This window comes from Variovorax sp. RCC_210 (genome assembly GCF_041355175.1).
In the GTDB taxonomy this organism is placed as follows: Bacteria; Pseudomonadota; Gammaproteobacteria; order Burkholderiales; family Burkholderiaceae_C; genus Variovorax.
In genome coordinates this window covers 19786-36092 of record NZ_JBFUPJ010000022.1, presented here as the reverse complement: position 1 = coordinate 36092, position 16307 = coordinate 19786, and the positions used below count along the sequence as shown (strand labels likewise).

Sequence of the window (16307 nt, the reverse complement as noted above, 5' to 3'; positions counted from 1 at the left end):
TCGACCTTCAACAACGTCCCCTTTCGAGGAGCTTCTTCCGATGTCCATGCCGCAGGAATTCCCCAGAACCGCCCTTGGCGCGCTCGCCCTCATGGCGTGCGCGCTGGCCTTGCCCACGCATGCACAGGCACAGGCGCAGACCGTGAAGGTCGGCCTTGCCATGGACCTGTCGGGGCCCTTCGCCGTCGGCGGCGCCGAGGCCAAGGCCGGCTTCGCCGTGGCGATGAAGCAGCTGGGCGGCAAACTCGGCGGCGTGCCGGTCGAGTACGTGGAAGCCGACACCGCCGGCAATCCCGAGACCGCCCGCCAGGCTGTGGACCGCATGCTGCTGCGCGACAAGATCGACCTGTTCAGCGGCCCGGTCGGCTCATCGGTCGCGCTGGCCGTGGGCCCGCCGCTGTTCGCGGCCAAGGTGCCCTACCTGTCGAGCAACACCGGGCCCAGCGACTACTCGGGTGCGCGCTGCAACCCGTACTTCTTCGGCGCCTCGTACCCCAACGACGCGTACCACGAGGCCGCCGGCAAGTTCGCCACCGACAAGGCGTTCAAGAAGGTGGCGCTCATCGCGCCCAGCTACCCCGGCGGCAAGGACGCCATCAACGGCTTCAAGCGCACCTTCAAGGGCACCGTGGGCGACGAGCTGTACACCAAGCTCGGCCAGCTCGACTACTCCGCGGAGCTGGCGCAGATTCGCGCGTCGAAGCCCGACGCGCTCTACTTCTTCCTGCCGGGCGCCATGGGCGTGAGCTTCATCAAGCAGTTCGTGGGCGCGGGGCTGTCGAAGGACGTGGCGCTGATCTCCACCGCCTTCTCGGCCGACGAGGACATGATCCCGGCCGTCGGCGAGCCCATGCTGGGCCTGTTCAACACCGCGCACTGGTCCTTCGACCTCGACAACCCGGCCAACAAGCGCTTCGTGGCGGACTTTCGGGCGCAGAACAACGGCCGCAACCCGTCGTTCTATGCCGGCCAGGCCTACGACGTGCTCATGGCCATGGACGCGGCCGTGCGCGACGTGGGCGGCAAGGTGGCCGACCGGCCCGCGCTGCTGAAGGCGATCAAGGCGGCGAACTACAAGTCGGTGCGCGGCGACTTCCGCTACGGCGCCAACAACTTCCCGATCCAGAACTACTACCTGCGCGTGATCGGCAAGGACGCGAACGGGCGCATCGCGAACAAGGTGATCGGCACGGTGCTGCAGAACTACCAGGACACGTCCGCGGCGTTGTGTGCGATGAAGTCCTGAGCGGGCCAGAAACGAAAAAGCGGACCCCGAGGGGTCCGCTTGACAGAGTTACCGCCCGACGAGGTTACTTGGGCGAGTAGCTCATCTTCGTCACGAACATGGGCGACCTGGCATCGGTTCCCTTGAGCGTCTGGCCGCGATAAGGGCCTTCAAAAGCTACCCAGAAAACATTGCTTCTTTCTTTTGTGAACTTCGATACAGCAATCGTTAACTTCAACGAGAACTTGCACGTATTGAATGTTCCCATCGGCGTTTCCAGCTGCTCCCGGCCGTGGTAAGTGAACTCTCCCGTCGCCGGCAAGGAGGTGCTCGGGCTGCTGCGCCCGTTGGTGGACGAGGTCTTAACGACGGTGGTTTGTTGACTGACCACCTGCCCGGGCTTCATGTCGACCGGAAAGGAAAACGCGGGCGAAAACGCTTGGGAATCGAAAGCGACGACGTCCGTTTCAGCACCAGGCGCAACCAAGGCAGCGTGCTTCGGATCCAGGGTGTATTTGCTTGTCTTGGAGTTTCCATAGAGCAGAAAGCTTCCGTCGACGAGATCCTTGTATTCCTTGTACTCGCTGGCTTCCTGGTAGAGGGGATTTCCCAGTCCCTGCGGTGCGTCTGATTTTTTCAGATCCACCTTGAATGCGACCGGATTGGCGCCAGCAAAGCCTTCGCGGCCTCCGGTCACGCTGACCCTGCGAAACGACGAACTCTCCGGGCTCGACTCCGTCTTCAGCGCCTGGACATCCACGACCGTTCCTTCGCGGAAGTCTGCTTCATTGAAGCAAGGCGCCGAACTGTCCACCACCGTCTGTACCGGGTCGCTTGCCGGTGCGGGCTGCGGCGCCGCGCCCAATGCCGGCATGACGGGAAACCCACCGCCGCCGCTCCCTCCCCCGCACGCTGAAATGACGACAGCCGCGGCTGCGATGGCAATCATCCGCAGGCGCGGCATATTGTTGTGATTTGCTTTTTGCAAGACTACTCCCTTAAGTGAGCTTCAATTATTGGAGTCGGTCTTGTCCTTTCCGGGCATGCACAAAGCTGATCGATATAGATCCGTTCATATCGCGTGCACTAGGTCACGGAAATTCATGCGCGCTTAGCGGGCGCCGAAAGATATGCATCGGAGTGCTCGACGAGAGGAAGTCGCTGCCGAGCTCGAGCAGCTGACTCGGCGCGGCAATAGTTAACCTTTGGCGCAAAAGCGAAAAAGCGGCGAAGCGGAGAAAGGCCGAAAGCTCAATGCCTCGCCGGCCCGAGCCGCGACGTAGCGCTCAAGGTGTCCCGCGACGTATCCCTCGGCAACTGCCCGAAGCGCTCGCGATAGCACGCGGCAAAGCGGCTCAGGTGCGAGAAGCCGCAGTTCAGCGCCACCTCGGTCACGCTGGCGCCGTCGTTGCGCGCCAGTTGCGCGTGCGCGGCGTCCAGGCGCATGTTGCGCAGCACCTCGCCGGGCGACAGGTCGCGGTAGCGCTTGAAGAGCAATGCCAGCCCGCGGCGCGTCACGTCCGCGGCCTGGGCCACGTCTTCGAGCGACAGCGGCATGTCGAGCCGCTCGCGCATGAACTCCTCGGCCCGGCGCAGCTGCCGCAGGCTGCTTTCCTCGGACCCGCGCCGCGCATCGGCGTGCCGCTGCAGCACCGAGTTGGGCCGATGGCACAGCAGGTAGAGCATGAGGTTGTCCTCGCAGTGCGCGAGCCAGCGCGGGTCGAAGTTCGCGGAATGGGCGAAGTCGCTCGCCGGCAGCAGCGACGCCAGGCTCGCGACCATGCGGCACCACTGCGTGCCGGCGGCGTCGTCGAGCCTGAAAGGCATCTCGAAATCGATCTCGCCCACGCTGTCGGTGCCGCGCAGCGCGAAGGCGTGGCGCGCCACCTCTTGCAGCCGGCTGAGCTCGATCTTCAGCATGAGCTGCTCGCAGTCGGCGTGCCAGCGCAGGCGCACCGGCTTGTGCGCCGAAATGACGGCGCCCTGCCCCGGGTGGATCTGCAGCGTCTGCCCGCCGGTGTGAACGTCGGCATGGCCGCGCAGCGGCATCTGCACCAGCACGAAGTTGCCGAGCGCGTCGGGCTCGATGTCGACATCGCAGCCGTAGCGCAGGATGCACAACGACAGTGCGCTCATCTCGGCGCGGCAGAACACGGCGTCGACGCTGCCGCGGCCCCACACGCTGCGGTGCGGCTTGAGTTCGCGGGACACGCGCGCGTGCGTGTCGTCCGCCTCGCGCGAGCGGAAAACCTCGCGCCCGTACAAGGGGGACAGCTGCTGGCTCGACCATGCGTCCATGGACACTCCTGCGGATCAAGGTGGGGAAACTGACTCTCGGGCGACTCTGCGGGTCGATGCCGGAATCTACGTCCGTGCGCCGCCCGCCGCCATGGGATTTGCCCGGGCGGCACGGCCCCGCCGCAAGAAGCTTGCCCGCATGCCGCCACCGCACCTGCCAGTCGCGTAACCCCCGCTCAGCTGTTGGCTGCGGCGTCCAGGATCAGCTCGGTGATCTCGTTGGGGTGCGAGATCAGCGCCAGGTGGCTGGCGGGCAGCTCGATGGTGGTCGCCTTCATGCGCCTGGCCAGGAAGCGCTCCAGCTCCGGGTCGATGGTGCGGTCGTGCGTGGACACCTGGTACCAGCTCGGCTTGCTGCGCCAGGCGGCCACGGTGGTGCGCCCGCTGAACAGGCTGGTCGAAATGCGCCCCTGCACCGCATACAGCACCCGGGCCTGCGCGGGATCGATGTCGCCGGCAAAGTCGCGCAGGAAGGCTTCTTCGCTCAGTTGCGCGAAGCCGCCCGAGGTGACGAGGCCGCTGCTGGCCGGCGGCTTGGGAAACTTCGCGGCCAGCGCCGCGAAGTCTTCGCCCGCGTCGGGGGCGCGCGCCGACACGTACACCAGCGCCGACACCTCCGGCGCCACGCCGGCCTCGCTGATGACCATGCCGGCCCACGAGTGGCCGACCAGCACGGTGGGCCCGTCCTGCAGGGCCAGGATGCGGCGCGTGGCCTCGACGTCGTCTGCCAGCGAGGTCAGCGGGTTCTGCACCGCGGTGGCCTTCAGGCCGGCCGCCTGCAGCCGGCCGATGACCTCGCTCCAGCAGGAGCCGTCGGCGTAGGCGCCATGCACCAGCACCACGTTGCGCACGCGCGTGCCGGTGTTGCGGCGGGGGCGGGCTTCGGCCCGCGTGCCCTGCGAGGCCGTCGGCGTCTGGGACATGGCCGATGCGGCCAGCAGCGCGGCCGTGCCGCCTGCCAGGGTCGCCGAGAAGGCGCGTCTGTTGATCATGGGGCGCTCCGGGGCTCAGCGGGTGGCGAGCACGGGCGTGCGCGACGAGGCGGCCTGGCGCGCGGCCAGCTCGAAGGAGCCGCTGTCTTCGCCGTACAGCGCGTCGAGCGTGCCGTTCTTCTCGGCGGTGGCGAGCTGCGCCTTCACCTCCGAGCGCGGCTCCGTGAGCTTGAGGTGGCTCGACAGGTAGGCCGAGCCGCTGTCGGAGCCGTCGAGCGCGCCCAGGCTGCCGTCGGCGCGCGCGGCCTTCACTTCAGCCTTCACCTCGCTGCGCGGTTCGCTGGAGCGGAACTGCGAAGACAGGTAGGCGGAGCCGCTGTCCTGGCCGTACAGGGCCGTCATCTGGCCGCTGGCTTCGGCCGCGGCGAGCTGCGCCTTCACCTGGGCCCGGGTCAAGCCCTGGGCCGAGGCCGCGGAAGCCAGCAGCGCCAGCACGGCGGAACCGAGGAACATCGTTGCATTGAGCTTTTTCATGAGTAACTCCTTCGCGCACCTGAAACAGTGAGGAGCTGGCGCCGGCAGATGCATCCGGCGCTGTCCCGAGGTCATGAGCCGCCTGGCAGCCCATGTCGCTACTGTCGGGTCGGCGCGTGCCGGCCGCGTTGCGTGGGCGCGCGGCGCGGATGCGGTTGAAACAGGCTGGGTTACAGCTGAAACAACAGGAATGAAGGCCGCACCGCTCAGGCTGGCGAAAGAACGCAGGCATAGACTGCCGCCGATGCATTCGCGCCGTCGGCGCCGAATGCGCTCATGCACTCCTTTGCGGAAAAACAGCCCATGCCCATTCGCCCAGCCTTCGCCCTCACCCGCACCCTCGCTCTCGCGTGCCTTGCCCTGGCGCTCGCAGCCTGCTCGACGCCGGGGCCGCAGGCGCCCGCGCTGTCGCAGGCCCGCATCGACGCGATCGTCGCCAGCCCCGACCGCAGCGAGGCCGACCGCCGCAACGACGCGCGGCGCAAGCCGCAAGCGATGCTGGCCTTCATCGGCGTGCGACCCGGCATGGTCGCGCTGGACCTGAGCGCGGCCGGCGGCTACACCACCGAGCTGATCGCTCGTGCCACCGGACCCACGGGCCGCGTCTACGGCCAGAGCCCGCCGCGCCCACCGGCCAGCCGGCCGGCGCAGCCGGAGGGCGCGGCCAGCCCGCTGCCGATGGGCGCCCCTGCAGCGGCCTCGCCCGCCCCGCGGCCTTCGCCCGTCGCGCTGGCCGAGCGCGCGAAGAACCCGAACGCAAGCAACATCGTCGCCGTGGTGCGCCCCTTCGAAGACCCGGTGCCGCTGGAGCTCGCTTCGAACGGCCTCGACCTGGTCACGCTGATGTTCAACTACCACGACTTCGGCCACATGGGCGTGGACCGGGCCGCGGTCAACCGCGCGGTGTTCGCCGCGCTGAAGCCGGGCGGGCTCTACGTCATCGCCGACCATTCAGGGCGGCCGGGCACGGGCATTTCCGAGTCGGGCACGCTGCACCGCATCGAGCAGTCCTTCCTGCGCGCGGAAGTGGAGCGCGCGGGCTTCAGGCTGGTGGACGAGGGCAACTTCCTGCGCAACCCCGCCGACCCGCGCGACCGCAACACGCCGGAGCCGCCGCAACCCAAGGACGAGTTCGTGCTGAAGTTCGTCAAGCCCTGAGCCGGCCGCCGCGGGCCTGTCAAAGCCGCGCGGCTTGCACTTTCGTCACCACCTCGCGCACCGCCTCCATCAGCGCCGTGGCCGCCGGCGACGGCAGCGCGTTGGCCCGCTGCGTGAGGCCGATGCGCCGCCGCGTGCTCTCCAGCGGATACGGCAGCACCACCAGCGCTCCGGTCTCTATCTCGTAGTGCAGCTGGTGCGCCGAAATGGCGGTGACCATGTCGCTGCGCAACAGCAGGCCGCGCAGCAGCGCGAGGTCGCCGGTTTCCACCGCCGGCACGGGCGCGGGAACGCCGGCCTCGCGAAACGCGCGCTCCAGCAGCTCGCGCGAGGGCGAGCCGGGGCGCGACAGCACCCACTGCGCGCCTTGCAAGGCCGCCCGCCCGACGCGCGAGCGCTTCGCCAGCGGATGGCCCGCGCGCACGATGAGCGAGATGCGGTCTTCGAACAGCGCGGTCTGCACCAGGTCCCTGGCGTCTTCAGGCGGGCGCAGCGCGCCGATGATGAAGTCGATGTCGCCGCTGCGCAGCGCCGCAGCCAAGGCCTCGTACGGGCTCTCGACCGTGCTCACGCGCAACTTGGGGTGCTGCGCCACCAGCGCCGCGATGGCCGAAGGCAGCACCAGCGTGCGCGACAGCGGCAAGGCACCCACCGCCACGCGGCCTTCGACCGCGCCGCGCAGCGCGGCCAGGTCCGAGCCGATGCTGCGCAGCTCGGCCAGCGCGCGCTTGCACCGAAAGGCCAGCTGGCCGCCCGCGCGCGTGGGCGTGACGCCGCGCGCGGTGCGCGTGAACAGCACCCGGCCCATGCGCGCCTCCAGCTCGCGCACCAGCGCGCTGAGCGCGGGCTGCGTCACGCCGAAGGCAGCCGCCACAGCGGGCATGTTGTGCAGCTCAGCAAGGCTGGCGAACAGCGCGAGCCGCCGTCCGCTGAACATCGAGGCGAGCAGGCCGCGCGCATCGACGGGCGGGTGCGACGCCGCGTTGTCGCCGCTGGCCAGCTCCTGGCAGGCGGCGGCAAACTCCTGCTCCACGCGCAGCGCACGCACGCGCACGGCCTCGCCGTAGGCGTTCATCAGCATGCCGCGCGCCTTGCGCTCGAACAGCGACACGCCCAGGCCGGCCTCCAGCTCGGCCACGGACCGCGTCACCGCCGAGGCCACGCGAAACAGCGTGTCGGCCGCCCGCGTGACGCTGCCCGTGGCCGCCACGGCGGAGAAGGCCTGCAGATGCCGCAGGTTGATCTGCAACGCGCCGCCTTCGCCTTGGCTTGCATCGGGCTCGATAAGTTTCTTGGGCGCCATGCGCGCATTCTGCCAAGCGCCGCGTGCTGCGGCATCGGGTGCCATGGCGCATTCCAAGCCCAAGGGTTAACCCCGTATCGATAAACAGATGAGAACGCAGCGCTGGCCGAATTCAACCCGCTCCCCGCACCCCGTGGCCACACTGGCCGCATGCCTGCCGAAGCCCTCGAACCCGATTCTGATCTGCTGTCGCTGCCCTGCACGTGGATGCGCGGGGGCACCTCCAAGGCCGCGTTCTTCCACGCCAAAGACCTGCCCGCCGATCCCGCCGCGAGGGACGCGCTGGTCCTCGCGGCCATGGGCCATGCGGAGCCCCGGCAGATCGACGGCATCGGCGGCGGCCATCCGCTGACCACCAAGGTCGCGATCGTCTCGCCCAGCGACGACCCGCGCGCGGACGTCGACTACCTCTTCGGCCAGGTGGTGGCCACCGAGTCGCGCATCGACTACGCGCCGACCTGCGGCAACATCCTCTCGGCCGTGGGCCCCTTCGCGCTCGACGAAGGGCTGGTGCAGGCGCAGCAGGGCCAGTCGGTGGTGCGCATCCGCATGGTCAACACCGACTCGCACTGCGACGCGGTGGTGCAGACGCCCGGCGCGCGCGTGCGCTACGGCGGCGACACCGCCATCAGCGGCGTGCCCGGCCGCGCCGCACCGGTCGAGCTGCGCTTCTCCGGCTTCCTGGGGTCCAGCTGCGGCGCGCTGCTGCCCACGGGCGAGGCGCGCGAACGCATCGACGGCATCGAGGTGACCTGCATCGACAACGGCATGCCGGTGGTGCTGATGCGCGCGGCCGACCTGGGCGTCTCGGGCGACGAGACACCCGCCGAGCTCGATGCCGACGCGGCGCTGAAGGCACGCATCGAGTCGGTCCGCCTGCAGGCCGGCCAGCGCATGGGCCTGGGCGACGTGAGCGCCAAGGTCGTGCCCAAGGTAACGCTGGTGTCGGCCCCGCGGCAGGGCGGCACCTTCAACACGCGCACCTTCATTCCGCGCAAGTGCCACGACGCCATCGGCGTGCTGGGCGCGGTGTCGGTGGCTTCCGCGTGCGTGGTGCCGGGCACGGTGATGCAGGGGCTGAGCGACATCGCGACCGGCCCGGCCGAACCACTGCACGACCTGTCGGTGGAGCACCCCACCGGCGAATTCACCGTGCGCCTGCTGATGGACGCCACCGGCCACGCCATCGCCGGCGCCGCGCTGCTGCGCACGGCGCGGCCGCTTTTTCGCGGGCAGGTGCTCGTGCCCCAGTTTCAGAACCGACAGGAGACCCCGTGATCATCGATTGCCACGGCCACTACACGACCGCGCCCGCCGCGCTGGAAACCTGGCGCAAGCGCCAGGTCGCCAGCCTGGGCAACCCGGCGGAAACCCCCTCCGCCGCCTCGTTGCGCATCAGCGATGACGAGCTGCGCGAATCCATCGAGCAGAACCAGTTGCGCAAGATGCGCGAGCGCGGCAGCGACCTGACCATCTTCTCGCCGCGCGCCAGCTTCATGGCGCACCACATCGGCAACTTCGAGACCAGCGCCACCTGGGCCGGCATCTGCAACGAGCTGTGCCACCGCGTGGCGCAGCTGTTTCCCGCGCATTTCGTGGGCGCGGCCATGCTGCCGCAGTCCCCGGGCGTGGACCCGCGCACCTGCATTCCCGAGCTGGAGCGCTGCGTGAAGGCGTACGGCTTCGTCGGCATCAACCTGAACCCCGACCCCTCGGGCGGCCACTGGACCTCGCCGCCGCTGTCGGACCGCCACTGGTATCCGCTGTACGAAAAGATGGTCGAGCACGACATTCCGGCCATGGTGCACGTGAGCACCAGCTGCAACGACTGCTTCCACACCACCGGCGCGCACTACCTGAACGCGGACACCACCGCCTTCATGCAGTGCCTCGCGTCGGACCTGTTCAGCGACTTTCCCACGCTGCGCTTCGTCATTCCGCACGGCGGCGGCGCGGTGCCCTACCACTGGGGACGCTTTCGCGGCCTGGCGCAGGAGATGAAGAAGCCGCTGCTGAAAGACCACCTGCTGAACAACATCTTCTTCGACACCTGCGTGTACCACCAGCCGGGCATCGACCTGCTGACGCGCGTGATTCCGGTGGACAACATCCTGTTCGCCAGCGAAATGATCGGCGCGGTGCGCGGCATCGACCCCGAGACCGGCTTTCCCTACGACGACACGCGCCGCTACATCGACGCCGCAATCACGCTGGACGCCCGGGCGCGCCACCAGATCTACGAAGGCAACGCGCGCCGCGTGTACCCGCGGCTGGACCGCGCACTGAAAGCCAAGGGGCTCTGACCATGACCATGACCATTCCCACCACTTCCAACTTCCAGCAGCTCGGCGTCGTGCACCGCACCATCGAGCGCGCCGACCCCGCCACCGTCGACAAGCTCTCCCGCTTCGGCGTGTCCACCGTGCACGAGGCGCTGGGCCGGCTCGGCCTGATGCAGCCGCGCATCCGCCCCATTCACCCCGACGCACGCTTCTGCGGCCCGGCCGTCACCGTGCTGCTGCAGCCCGGCGACAACTGGATGCTGCACGTGGCGGCCGAGCAGATCCGCCCCGGCGACGTGGTGGTGGCCGCCTGCACCAGCGACAGCACCGACGGCTTCTTCGGCGACCTGCTGGCCACCTCCTTCAAGGCGCGCGGCTGCAAGGGCTTGGTGATCGACGGCGGCGTGCGCGACGTGCGCGACCTGAACGCGATGGGCTTCCCCGTGTTCAGCCGCGCCGTGCATGCCAAGGGCACCATCAAGGCCACGCTCGGCTCGGTGAACGTGCCGGTGGTGTGCGCCGGCGCGCTGGTGCACCCGGGCGACGTGGTCGTGGCCGACATCGACGGCGTGGTGGTGGTGCCCGCCGCGCGCGCGCGGCAGGTGGCCGACGCGGCCGAGGCGCGCGAGTCGAACGAAGCGGCCAAGCGCGCGCGCTTCGCCGCGGGCGAGCTGGGGCTGGACATGTACGGCATGCGCGAACCGCTGGCCACCGCCGGCCTGCGCTACATCGACTGAACCGGGAGCACACACCATGGCTCGCATCATCGGCGCCGTCGCGTGCTCGCACACGCCCACCATCGGCTTCGCGTATGACAAGAACAAGCAGCAGGACCCGGTGTGGGCGCCCATCTTCGAGGCCTTCGCGCCCGCGCGGCGCTGGCTGGAAGACAACAGGCCCGACGCGCTGTTCTTCATCTACAACGACCACGTCAGCTCCTTCTTCTTCGACCACTACGCGGCCTTTTCGCTGGGCGTGGGCGGGGAGCATGCAGTGGCCGACGAAGGCGGCGGCGCGCGCGACCTGCCCGCGCTGGCCGGCCACCCGGCGCTGGCGCAGCACATCGGGCGCTCGCTGGTGGCGGACGAGTTCGACATGTCGTTCTTCCAGGACCGCGCGCTGGACCACGGCGTGTTCTCGCCGCTGTCGCTGCTGTGCGCGCACGAGCCCGCGTGGCCGGTGCCGGTGATTCCGCTGCAGGTGGGCGTGCTGCAGTCGCCGGTGCCGTCGGCGCGGCGCTGCTGGCGGCTGGGGCAGGCGCTGCGCCGCGCGATCGAGAGCTACCCCGAAGACCTGAAGGTGGCCATCGTCGCCACCGGCGGGCTGTCGCACCAGGTGCACGGCGAACGCGCGGGCTTCAACAACACCGCATGGGACGCGCAGTTTCTGGAGCTGATCGAGAACGACCCGGTGCGCCTCACCGAGATGATGCAGGCCGAGCTCGCCACGCTGGGCGGCATGGAAGGCGCGGAAGTGATCATGTGGCTGGTGATGCGCGGCGCGCTGTCGTCGAACGTGCGCAAGACGCACCAGAGCTACTACCTGCCGTCGATGACCGGCATTGCCACGGCCATCTACGAGAACCTGGCGAGCCCGCCCGTCGCGGGCGAGGCGCAGCGGCACCGCCGCCACATGGACACGCAGCTCGCGGGCGTCGAGGCGCTGCAGGGCAGCTACCCCTTCACGCTGGAGACCAGCGTGCGCGCCTACCGGCTGAACAAGTTCCTGCACGGCATGACCCGGCCCGCGCACCGCGCGGCTTTTCTCGCGGACGAGGAAGCGGCCTTCGAGGCTGCCGCGCTCACGCAGCAGGAACGCGCGCTGGTGCGCGGGCGCGACTGGCGCGGGCTGATTCACTACGGCGTGATCTTCTTCATGCTGGAGAAGCTGGGCGCGGTGGTCGGCGTGTCGAACCTGCACATCTACGCCGCCATGCGCGGCCAGTCGCTCGAAGACTTCCAGCAGACGCGCAACGCGCCCGGCGCGCTGTATTCGGTGGCAGGCAAGGACGCCGCGCCGCAGGCCTGGGACACCACCGGCGCGGCGGGCGAACCGCCCGCCCGCTGAACAGAAGACACACAAGGACAAGACCATGAGACAACTCGCTCGCACCCTCGCGTGCACGTTCGCCGGCCTGCTGGCGCTGTGCACCTTCAACACTGCAAGCGCGGCGGACGCGTACCCCTCGAAGCCCGTGAAGATCCTCGTCGGCTACAGCGCGGGCGGTGCGGTCGACGCCATCGCGCGCTCGGTCGGCCAGCGCATGGCGGCCACGCTGGGCCAGCCGGTGGTGGTGGAGAACAAGCCCGGCGCGGGCACCAACATCGCGGTGAAGGCGCTGACCACCGCCGCGCCCGACGGCTACACGCTGCTGCTGGCGGCCAACGCGCTGGCGGTGAACCCGTCGCTGTTCGAGCCTGCGCCCTACGACCTCGCGCGCGAAGTGGCGCCGGTGGCGCTGGTCGGCCGCGTGCCGGTGGTGTTCACGGTGCGTGAGGACTCGGCCCTCAAGACACTGCCCGCGCTGGTGGCCGCCGCCAAGGCCAGGCCCGGCGGCCTGACCATTGCCACGCCGGGCAACGGCTCCACGCCGCACCTGGCGATGGAGCTGTTCCAGCACACCGCCGGCTTGCAGCTGCGCCACGTGCCCTACAAGGGCGGCGCGCAGGCCATCACCGACGTGCTCGGCGGGCATGTGGACGTGGTGGCGATGAACGCACTGGAGGTACTGCCGCTGGTCAAGGCCGGCAAGCTGCGCGTGCTGGCGGTGATGAGCGCCGAGCGCTCGGCCGTGCTGCCGGGCGTGCCGACGGTGGCCGAGTCGGGCTACCCGGGTTTCGAGGCCAGCGTGTGGTACGGCTTCGTGGCGCCGGCCGGCACGCCTGCGCCTGTGATGGCGGCGGTGCATGCGGCCGTGCAGAAGGCGCTCGCGTCGAGCGAAGTGCGCCAGCAACTCGCGGCGGCCGGCGGCATCGTGTTGCCGGGGCCGACGGAGCAGTTCGCGACGCTGTTGAAGGGCGATGCGGCGCGCTACGGGAAGCTGATTCGCGAGGCGGGGATCAAGCCGGATTGACGGCCCGGCTGACCAGGGGGCACGCGCATATCAAGAAAGAGAAGCACGACTGCGTGGTGCAACAGGGTGCGCCGGGGAGTTTTCTAGGGACTGGACGGGGGGAGCATGTGGAAACACTATGCGGATCGGTCGATCGAGCGGTTCCGCGACGGTTGAATTCCGGGAGAGGTCAGCAGCTCCTGGGCGCGCTCGACCGACAGATTGCTGTATCTGGTACAGCGGCTGCTGTATCAAGTACAGCAGCGGCAAGGCGCTTCAGGAGAAAAACCGCAGCAACCGCGCATTGACCTCGTCCGCGCGCTCGTACTGCGCCCAATGCCCCGCCCCGTCGACCACCGTGCCCTCCCGCCCCGGCCCTTCGGCCACCAGCTGCGCCACCAGCGGCCGCGGGTCGGCGGTGACGTCGAACTCGCCCCACAGCAGCAGCGTTGCCACACCCCGCGCGCCCAGCACGTCGAGCGCCTGCCGCAGGCCGCCCGACTGCGACACCTCCTTGCTGCGAAAACGCGTGCCGTGGCACGAGATGTCATGGATCTCGAAAGCCAATGCGTCGATGGCCGCCTTGTCGTGCAGCATCAGCGCGGCCAGGTTGTTCAGCAGCGCGGCGCGCTCGGCCTCGCGGTCGGGGGCGGCGCGCCAGTTGATCATTTGCGCCGTCATGCGCCGCATGGTGCCGTGGCCGCCGCTGCCCACCAGCGCGAAGCGGCGAACGGCGCCGCGCTGCACCGCGAAGCGCGCGGCCGTGAGCCCGCCGAAAGAAAAGCCGCCCAGGTCGATGGGCGTATCCGCACCCACGAGCTGGTCGAGCGTGCCGCCCAGCGCGGCCAGCAACGGCGGCAGCGTGTCTTCACCCGGCGCCACGCGCGGCAGCGCGTCGGACTCGTTGAAGCCCGGCATGTCGGGCAGCCACAGCGTGCGGCCGGCCGAGAGCGCCTCGGCGTTGCGCAGCCAGTGCATCCAGCTGCCGTGGCCGCCGTGCAGCAACACGATCGGGGGTTGCGCGGTGTCGGTGCCGAAGCGGCGCCAGCGCACGCGCACGCCTTCGTGCACCGGGTCGTGGTGGGTCGAGAGCGCGTCGATGCGGGCGATCTGCGCGATCTGCGCGATGGGCGCGGTGGCCGCTCGGGCCTCGGTCTCTCCCTGCGTCATGGCCACATCCGCTGCAGCTCGCGCTCGCCGTCGAAGAACTGGTGCTTCAGCGCGCCCAGCACATGCAGCGCAAAGATCACGTAGAGCACATAGCCGGCCCAGGTGTGCACGCCACCCAGCACGGTGTGCCAGGTTTCCTTCACGGCGGGCTCGATGGCCATGATCCAGCCGATGCGCGGCCATTCGAACAGGCCGAAGAGGTACATCGGGTGGGTCCCGGCGTCTTTCCAGGCCGAGTCGTGCATCCAGCCCGACAGCGGCAGCAGCACCATCAGCACGTACAGCGCGCCGTGGGCCGCATGGGCGCCGAAGCGTTCCAGCGCGCCGAACGAGCCCGGCATGGCCGGCGGCTTGTGGGTGGCGCGCCACAAGACGCGCAGCAGCACCAGCCCCAGCACCGTGATGCCTATCGACTTGTGGGTGTCGACGGCCGGGCGCACCCAGTCGTCGGGGTAATGGTCGACCAGCAGGATCAACGCGATGTTGGCCGCCATGAGCAGGGCAATGAGCCAGTGCAGCGCGATGGCGGTTCGGGTGTAGCGGGTTTGTGCGAGCATGCGGGGAATTTTCAGGCGTGGGGCGACTCAGTCGTCGGTGGCGCGTGCGATTGTCCCGGGTTTGGCTTGGGCCTTTCGAAACCGCGGGCCGAGTTCTTGCGTACCAACGATCAGCTGACGACCAGTTCGCCCGGGCACCTTCTCTTGAACGATCCTCTCCAAAGCGCCTTCCTGGCCGCGTCACCGCGCCTGTCCCCTCCCCGCACCCCCCTGCGCAGCTGGCTCATCCATGGCGGCGTGCTGGTGCTGTGGGTGCTGCTGTTCGCCATGGCCTTCAAGGTGGGCAACGTGCGGGCCTGGTCGGTGGGGGTGGCCTACGTGCTGTACGACACGGTGCTGCTGTTGTTCGTCGGCTGGATGACGCTGCCCATCCTGCGGCGGCGCACCACCGCCGCTCCGCTGGAGGGGCTGCGGCGCAATACGCTGGGCGTGATCGTCGCCTCGCACAACGAGGCGGCCGTGCTGCCCGTGACGCTTGCCGCCCTGCTGGGGCAGACCGACGTGCCCGACCGCATCGTGATTGCCGACGACGGCTCCAGCGACGGCACGGCCGAGCTGCTGGCCACGCGCTACGGCTTGGTCGCTCCCGCGCTGGGCGGGCTGAGCGCCGCGAGCGCCACGCACCCTTCCCTGTACTGGCTGCGCCTGCCGCACGGCGGCAAGGCGGTGGCGCTGAACGCGGCCATCCTGTGCATCGACACCGACACCGTGCTCACGGTCGACGGCGACACCCTGCTCGACAGCAAGGCCATCGGCGCGGTGCGCCGGGCCTTCTCGCAGGAGCCGAACCTGGTGGCCGCCACCGGCGTGATCACCCCGGTGTGCAGCCGCACGCTGGCGGGGCGCTGCTTTCAGTGGTTCCAGACGTACGAGTACATCCGCAACTTTCTCTCGCGCTATGCGTGGATGCAGGTCAACGGGCTGCTGCTGATTTCGGGCGCCTTCGCGGGCTTCAGGACCGACGCGGTGCGCGCCGTGGGCGGCTTCGACACCGACTGCCTGGTGGAAGACTACGAGCTCATCCACCGCCTGCACCGCCATGCCCAGGCCCACGGCCTGCCCTGGACGGTGCGCGTGCTCGGCGACGCGCAGGCCCACACAGACGCGCCCAGCAGCACCGGCGCCTTCCTGCGCCAGCGCCGCCGCTGGTTCGGCGGCTTCCTGCAGACGCAGTACTGGTACCGCGCGATGGTCGGCGACCGGCGCTACGGCTGGCTCGGCATCGCCATGCTGCCGGTGAAGGCCATCGACACGTTGCAGCCGCTGTACGGCCTGGCCGCCTTCGGGCTGCTGCTGGTGTACCTGGTGCGCGGCAACCTCGGCGTGCTGGCGCCGGTGGCGGGCGTGATCGGCGCGAAGATCGTGCTCGACCTGGCCTTTCACCTGTGGTCGGTGTTCCTGTACCGCCGCTGGATCGGCCAGGCGAGCGAAGCCAACATGGTGCAGGCCTTTCTGGCCGCGCTGGTGGAGCCCTTCACCTTCCAGATCCTGCGGCACACGGGCGCGGCCTGGGGGTGGTGGACGTTCCTGACCGGGCGCGGCACCTGGGGGCGGCAGACGCGCGTCGGGCTGGTGGATGCCGACGGGGTGCGGCGCAGCTGAGCGCTGCCGCTTTCATCCTGGACGATAGGCCCCCACCCGACCGGGGCGGCTGCCTCCACTGACCGCGCCCTTGCAATGAGGGCCGCCGAACGCGGTGTCCGCGCGGCGAGGTGAGGTCTTGCTCAATTTTTTTACCAGATTGATCGCAAGACTCGGACTTCGTCGAAGGTTCCGCCGGCGCAGCCACGCTGTGC

At 69.4% G+C, this 16307-nt stretch carries 15 protein-coding genes; 8 read left to right on the top strand and 7 right to left on the bottom strand.

All coding sequences use genetic code 11. The annotated features are described in order from the left end of the window. The first annotated feature begins 46 nt into the window (after window positions 1–46). Complete coding sequence (locus AB6807_RS36675; RefSeq protein ID WP_286516817.1) at window positions 47–1246, top strand: ABC transporter substrate-binding protein; 1200 nt, start codon at window positions 47–49, stop codon at window positions 1244–1246. Between the two features lie 64 nt (window positions 1247–1310). Here the strand turns inward: AB6807_RS36675 and AB6807_RS36670 are convergent, their stop codons facing one another. From AB6807_RS36670 to AB6807_RS36655, 4 genes are all read right to left on the bottom strand, one after another. Continuing rightward, the gene (locus AB6807_RS36670) at window positions 1311–2213 is read right to left on the bottom strand and encodes a hypothetical protein (protein WP_371088425.1); all 903 of its coding nucleotides are present in this window, start codon (window positions 2211–2213) and stop codon (window positions 1311–1313) included. Between the two features lie 263 nt (window positions 2214–2476). Beyond that, window positions 2477–3523, bottom strand: a complete 1047-nt coding sequence (locus tag AB6807_RS36665) for an AraC family transcriptional regulator (protein ID WP_371088424.1) — start codon at window positions 3521–3523, stop codon at window positions 2477–2479. Window positions 3524–3699: 176 nt separating this feature from the next. Next, the gene (locus tag AB6807_RS36660; protein ID WP_371088423.1) at window positions 3700–4515 is read right to left on the bottom strand and encodes an alpha/beta fold hydrolase; all 816 of its coding nucleotides are present in this window, start codon (window positions 4513–4515) and stop codon (window positions 3700–3702) included. Window positions 4516–4530: 15 nt separating this feature from the next. After that, window positions 4531–4989: a DUF4148 domain-containing protein gene (locus AB6807_RS36655; protein ID WP_286516523.1), complete on the bottom strand. Its 459-nt coding sequence runs from the start codon at window positions 4987–4989 to the stop codon at window positions 4531–4533. Window positions 4990–5292: 303 nt separating this feature from the next. On the opposite strand from AB6807_RS36655, the gene AB6807_RS36650 reads away from it, so the two are divergent. Further along, entirely contained in the window at window positions 5293–6147 is an 855-nt protein-coding gene (locus AB6807_RS36650; protein WP_371088422.1) for a class I SAM-dependent methyltransferase, read from the top strand. Window positions 6148–6166: 19 nt separating this feature from the next. On the opposite strand, the gene AB6807_RS36645 is transcribed toward AB6807_RS36650, so the two are convergent. Next, the gene (locus AB6807_RS36645; RefSeq protein ID WP_371088421.1) at window positions 6167–7450 is read right to left on the bottom strand and encodes a LysR family transcriptional regulator; all 1284 of its coding nucleotides are present in this window, start codon (window positions 7448–7450) and stop codon (window positions 6167–6169) included. Between the two features lie 150 nt (window positions 7451–7600). On the opposite strand from AB6807_RS36645, the gene AB6807_RS36640 reads away from it, so the two are divergent. Genes AB6807_RS36640 through AB6807_RS36620 form a run of 5 tightly spaced genes read left to right on the top strand, consistent with a single transcriptional unit; the run spans window position 7601 to window position 12805 of the window. Next, window positions 7601–8728 (top strand): 4-oxalomesaconate tautomerase, encoded by a 1128-nt coding sequence (locus tag AB6807_RS36640; protein WP_371088420.1) that lies wholly within the window; start codon window positions 7601–7603, stop codon window positions 8726–8728. Next, a complete protein-coding gene (locus tag AB6807_RS36635; protein WP_371088419.1) occupies window positions 8725–9753 on the top strand; it encodes an amidohydrolase family protein in 1029 nt (342 codons plus the stop codon). The genes AB6807_RS36640 and AB6807_RS36635 overlap by 4 nt, the downstream gene beginning before the upstream one ends. Window positions 9754–9761: 8 nt before the next feature. Continuing rightward, on the top strand, window positions 9762–10469 hold the full coding sequence (gene ligK / locus AB6807_RS36630; RefSeq protein ID WP_371088497.1) for a 4-carboxy-4-hydroxy-2-oxoadipate aldolase/oxaloacetate decarboxylase: 708 nt from the start codon (window positions 9762–9764) through the stop codon (window positions 10467–10469). A gap of 16 nt (window positions 10470–10485) precedes the next feature. Continuing rightward, window positions 10486–11799: a gallate dioxygenase gene (locus AB6807_RS36625; protein WP_371088418.1), complete on the top strand. Its 1314-nt coding sequence runs from the start codon at window positions 10486–10488 to the stop codon at window positions 11797–11799. A gap of 25 nt (window positions 11800–11824) precedes the next feature. Further along, on the top strand, window positions 11825–12805 hold the full coding sequence (locus AB6807_RS36620; protein WP_371088417.1) for a Bug family tripartite tricarboxylate transporter substrate binding protein: 981 nt from the start codon (window positions 11825–11827) through the stop codon (window positions 12803–12805). A gap of 255 nt (window positions 12806–13060) precedes the next feature. Here the strand turns inward: AB6807_RS36620 and AB6807_RS36615 are convergent, their stop codons facing one another. Next, window positions 13061–13954 carry an alpha/beta fold hydrolase gene (locus tag AB6807_RS36615; protein WP_371088416.1) on the bottom strand — a complete coding sequence of 298 codons (894 nt, stop codon included), beginning with the start codon at window positions 13952–13954 and terminating at the stop codon, window positions 13061–13063. After that, window positions 13951–14511: a cytochrome b gene (locus AB6807_RS36610; RefSeq protein ID WP_371088415.1), complete on the bottom strand. Its 561-nt coding sequence runs from the start codon at window positions 14509–14511 to the stop codon at window positions 13951–13953. Before AB6807_RS36610 ends, AB6807_RS36615 begins: the two co-directional genes overlap by 4 nt. A gap of 144 nt (window positions 14512–14655) precedes the next feature. On the opposite strand from AB6807_RS36610, the gene AB6807_RS36605 reads away from it, so the two are divergent. Further along, window positions 14656–16113 carry a glycosyltransferase gene (locus AB6807_RS36605; protein ID WP_371088414.1) on the top strand — a complete coding sequence of 486 codons (1458 nt, stop codon included), beginning with the start codon at window positions 14656–14658 and terminating at the stop codon, window positions 16111–16113. The last annotated feature ends 194 nt before the right edge of the window (window positions 16114–16307 follow it).

Bases quoted from the DNA above. Each gene is read 5' to 3' on its own strand.
- AB6807_RS36675 (WP_286516817.1), top strand. From the start codon at position 47: ATGCCGCAGGAATTCCCCAGAACCGCCCTTGGCGCGCTCGCCCTCATG.
- AB6807_RS36665 (WP_371088424.1), bottom strand. From the start codon at position 3,523: ATGGACGCATGGTCGAGCCAGCAGCTGTCCCCCTTGTACGGGCGCGAG.
- AB6807_RS36660 (WP_371088423.1), bottom strand. From the start codon at position 4,515: ATGATCAACAGACGCGCCTTCTCGGCGACCCTGGCAGGCGGCACGGCC.
- AB6807_RS36655 (WP_286516523.1), bottom strand. From the start codon at position 4,989: ATGAAAAAGCTCAATGCAACGATGTTCCTCGGTTCCGCCGTGCTGGCG.
- AB6807_RS36650 (WP_371088422.1), top strand. From the start codon at position 5,293: ATGCCCATTCGCCCAGCCTTCGCCCTCACCCGCACCCTCGCTCTCGCG.
- AB6807_RS36645 (WP_371088421.1), bottom strand. From the start codon at position 7,450: ATGGCGCCCAAGAAACTTATCGAGCCCGATGCAAGCCAAGGCGAAGGC.
- AB6807_RS36640 (WP_371088420.1), top strand. From the start codon at position 7,601: ATGCCTGCCGAAGCCCTCGAACCCGATTCTGATCTGCTGTCGCTGCCC.
- ligK (WP_371088497.1), top strand. From the start codon at position 9,762: ATGACCATTCCCACCACTTCCAACTTCCAGCAGCTCGGCGTCGTGCAC.
- AB6807_RS36625 (WP_371088418.1), top strand. From the start codon at position 10,486: ATGGCTCGCATCATCGGCGCCGTCGCGTGCTCGCACACGCCCACCATC.
- AB6807_RS36620 (WP_371088417.1), top strand. From the start codon at position 11,825: ATGAGACAACTCGCTCGCACCCTCGCGTGCACGTTCGCCGGCCTGCTG.
- AB6807_RS36615 (WP_371088416.1), bottom strand. From the start codon at position 13,954: ATGACGCAGGGAGAGACCGAGGCCCGAGCGGCCACCGCGCCCATCGCG.
- AB6807_RS36610 (WP_371088415.1), bottom strand. From the start codon at position 14,511: ATGCTCGCACAAACCCGCTACACCCGAACCGCCATCGCGCTGCACTGG.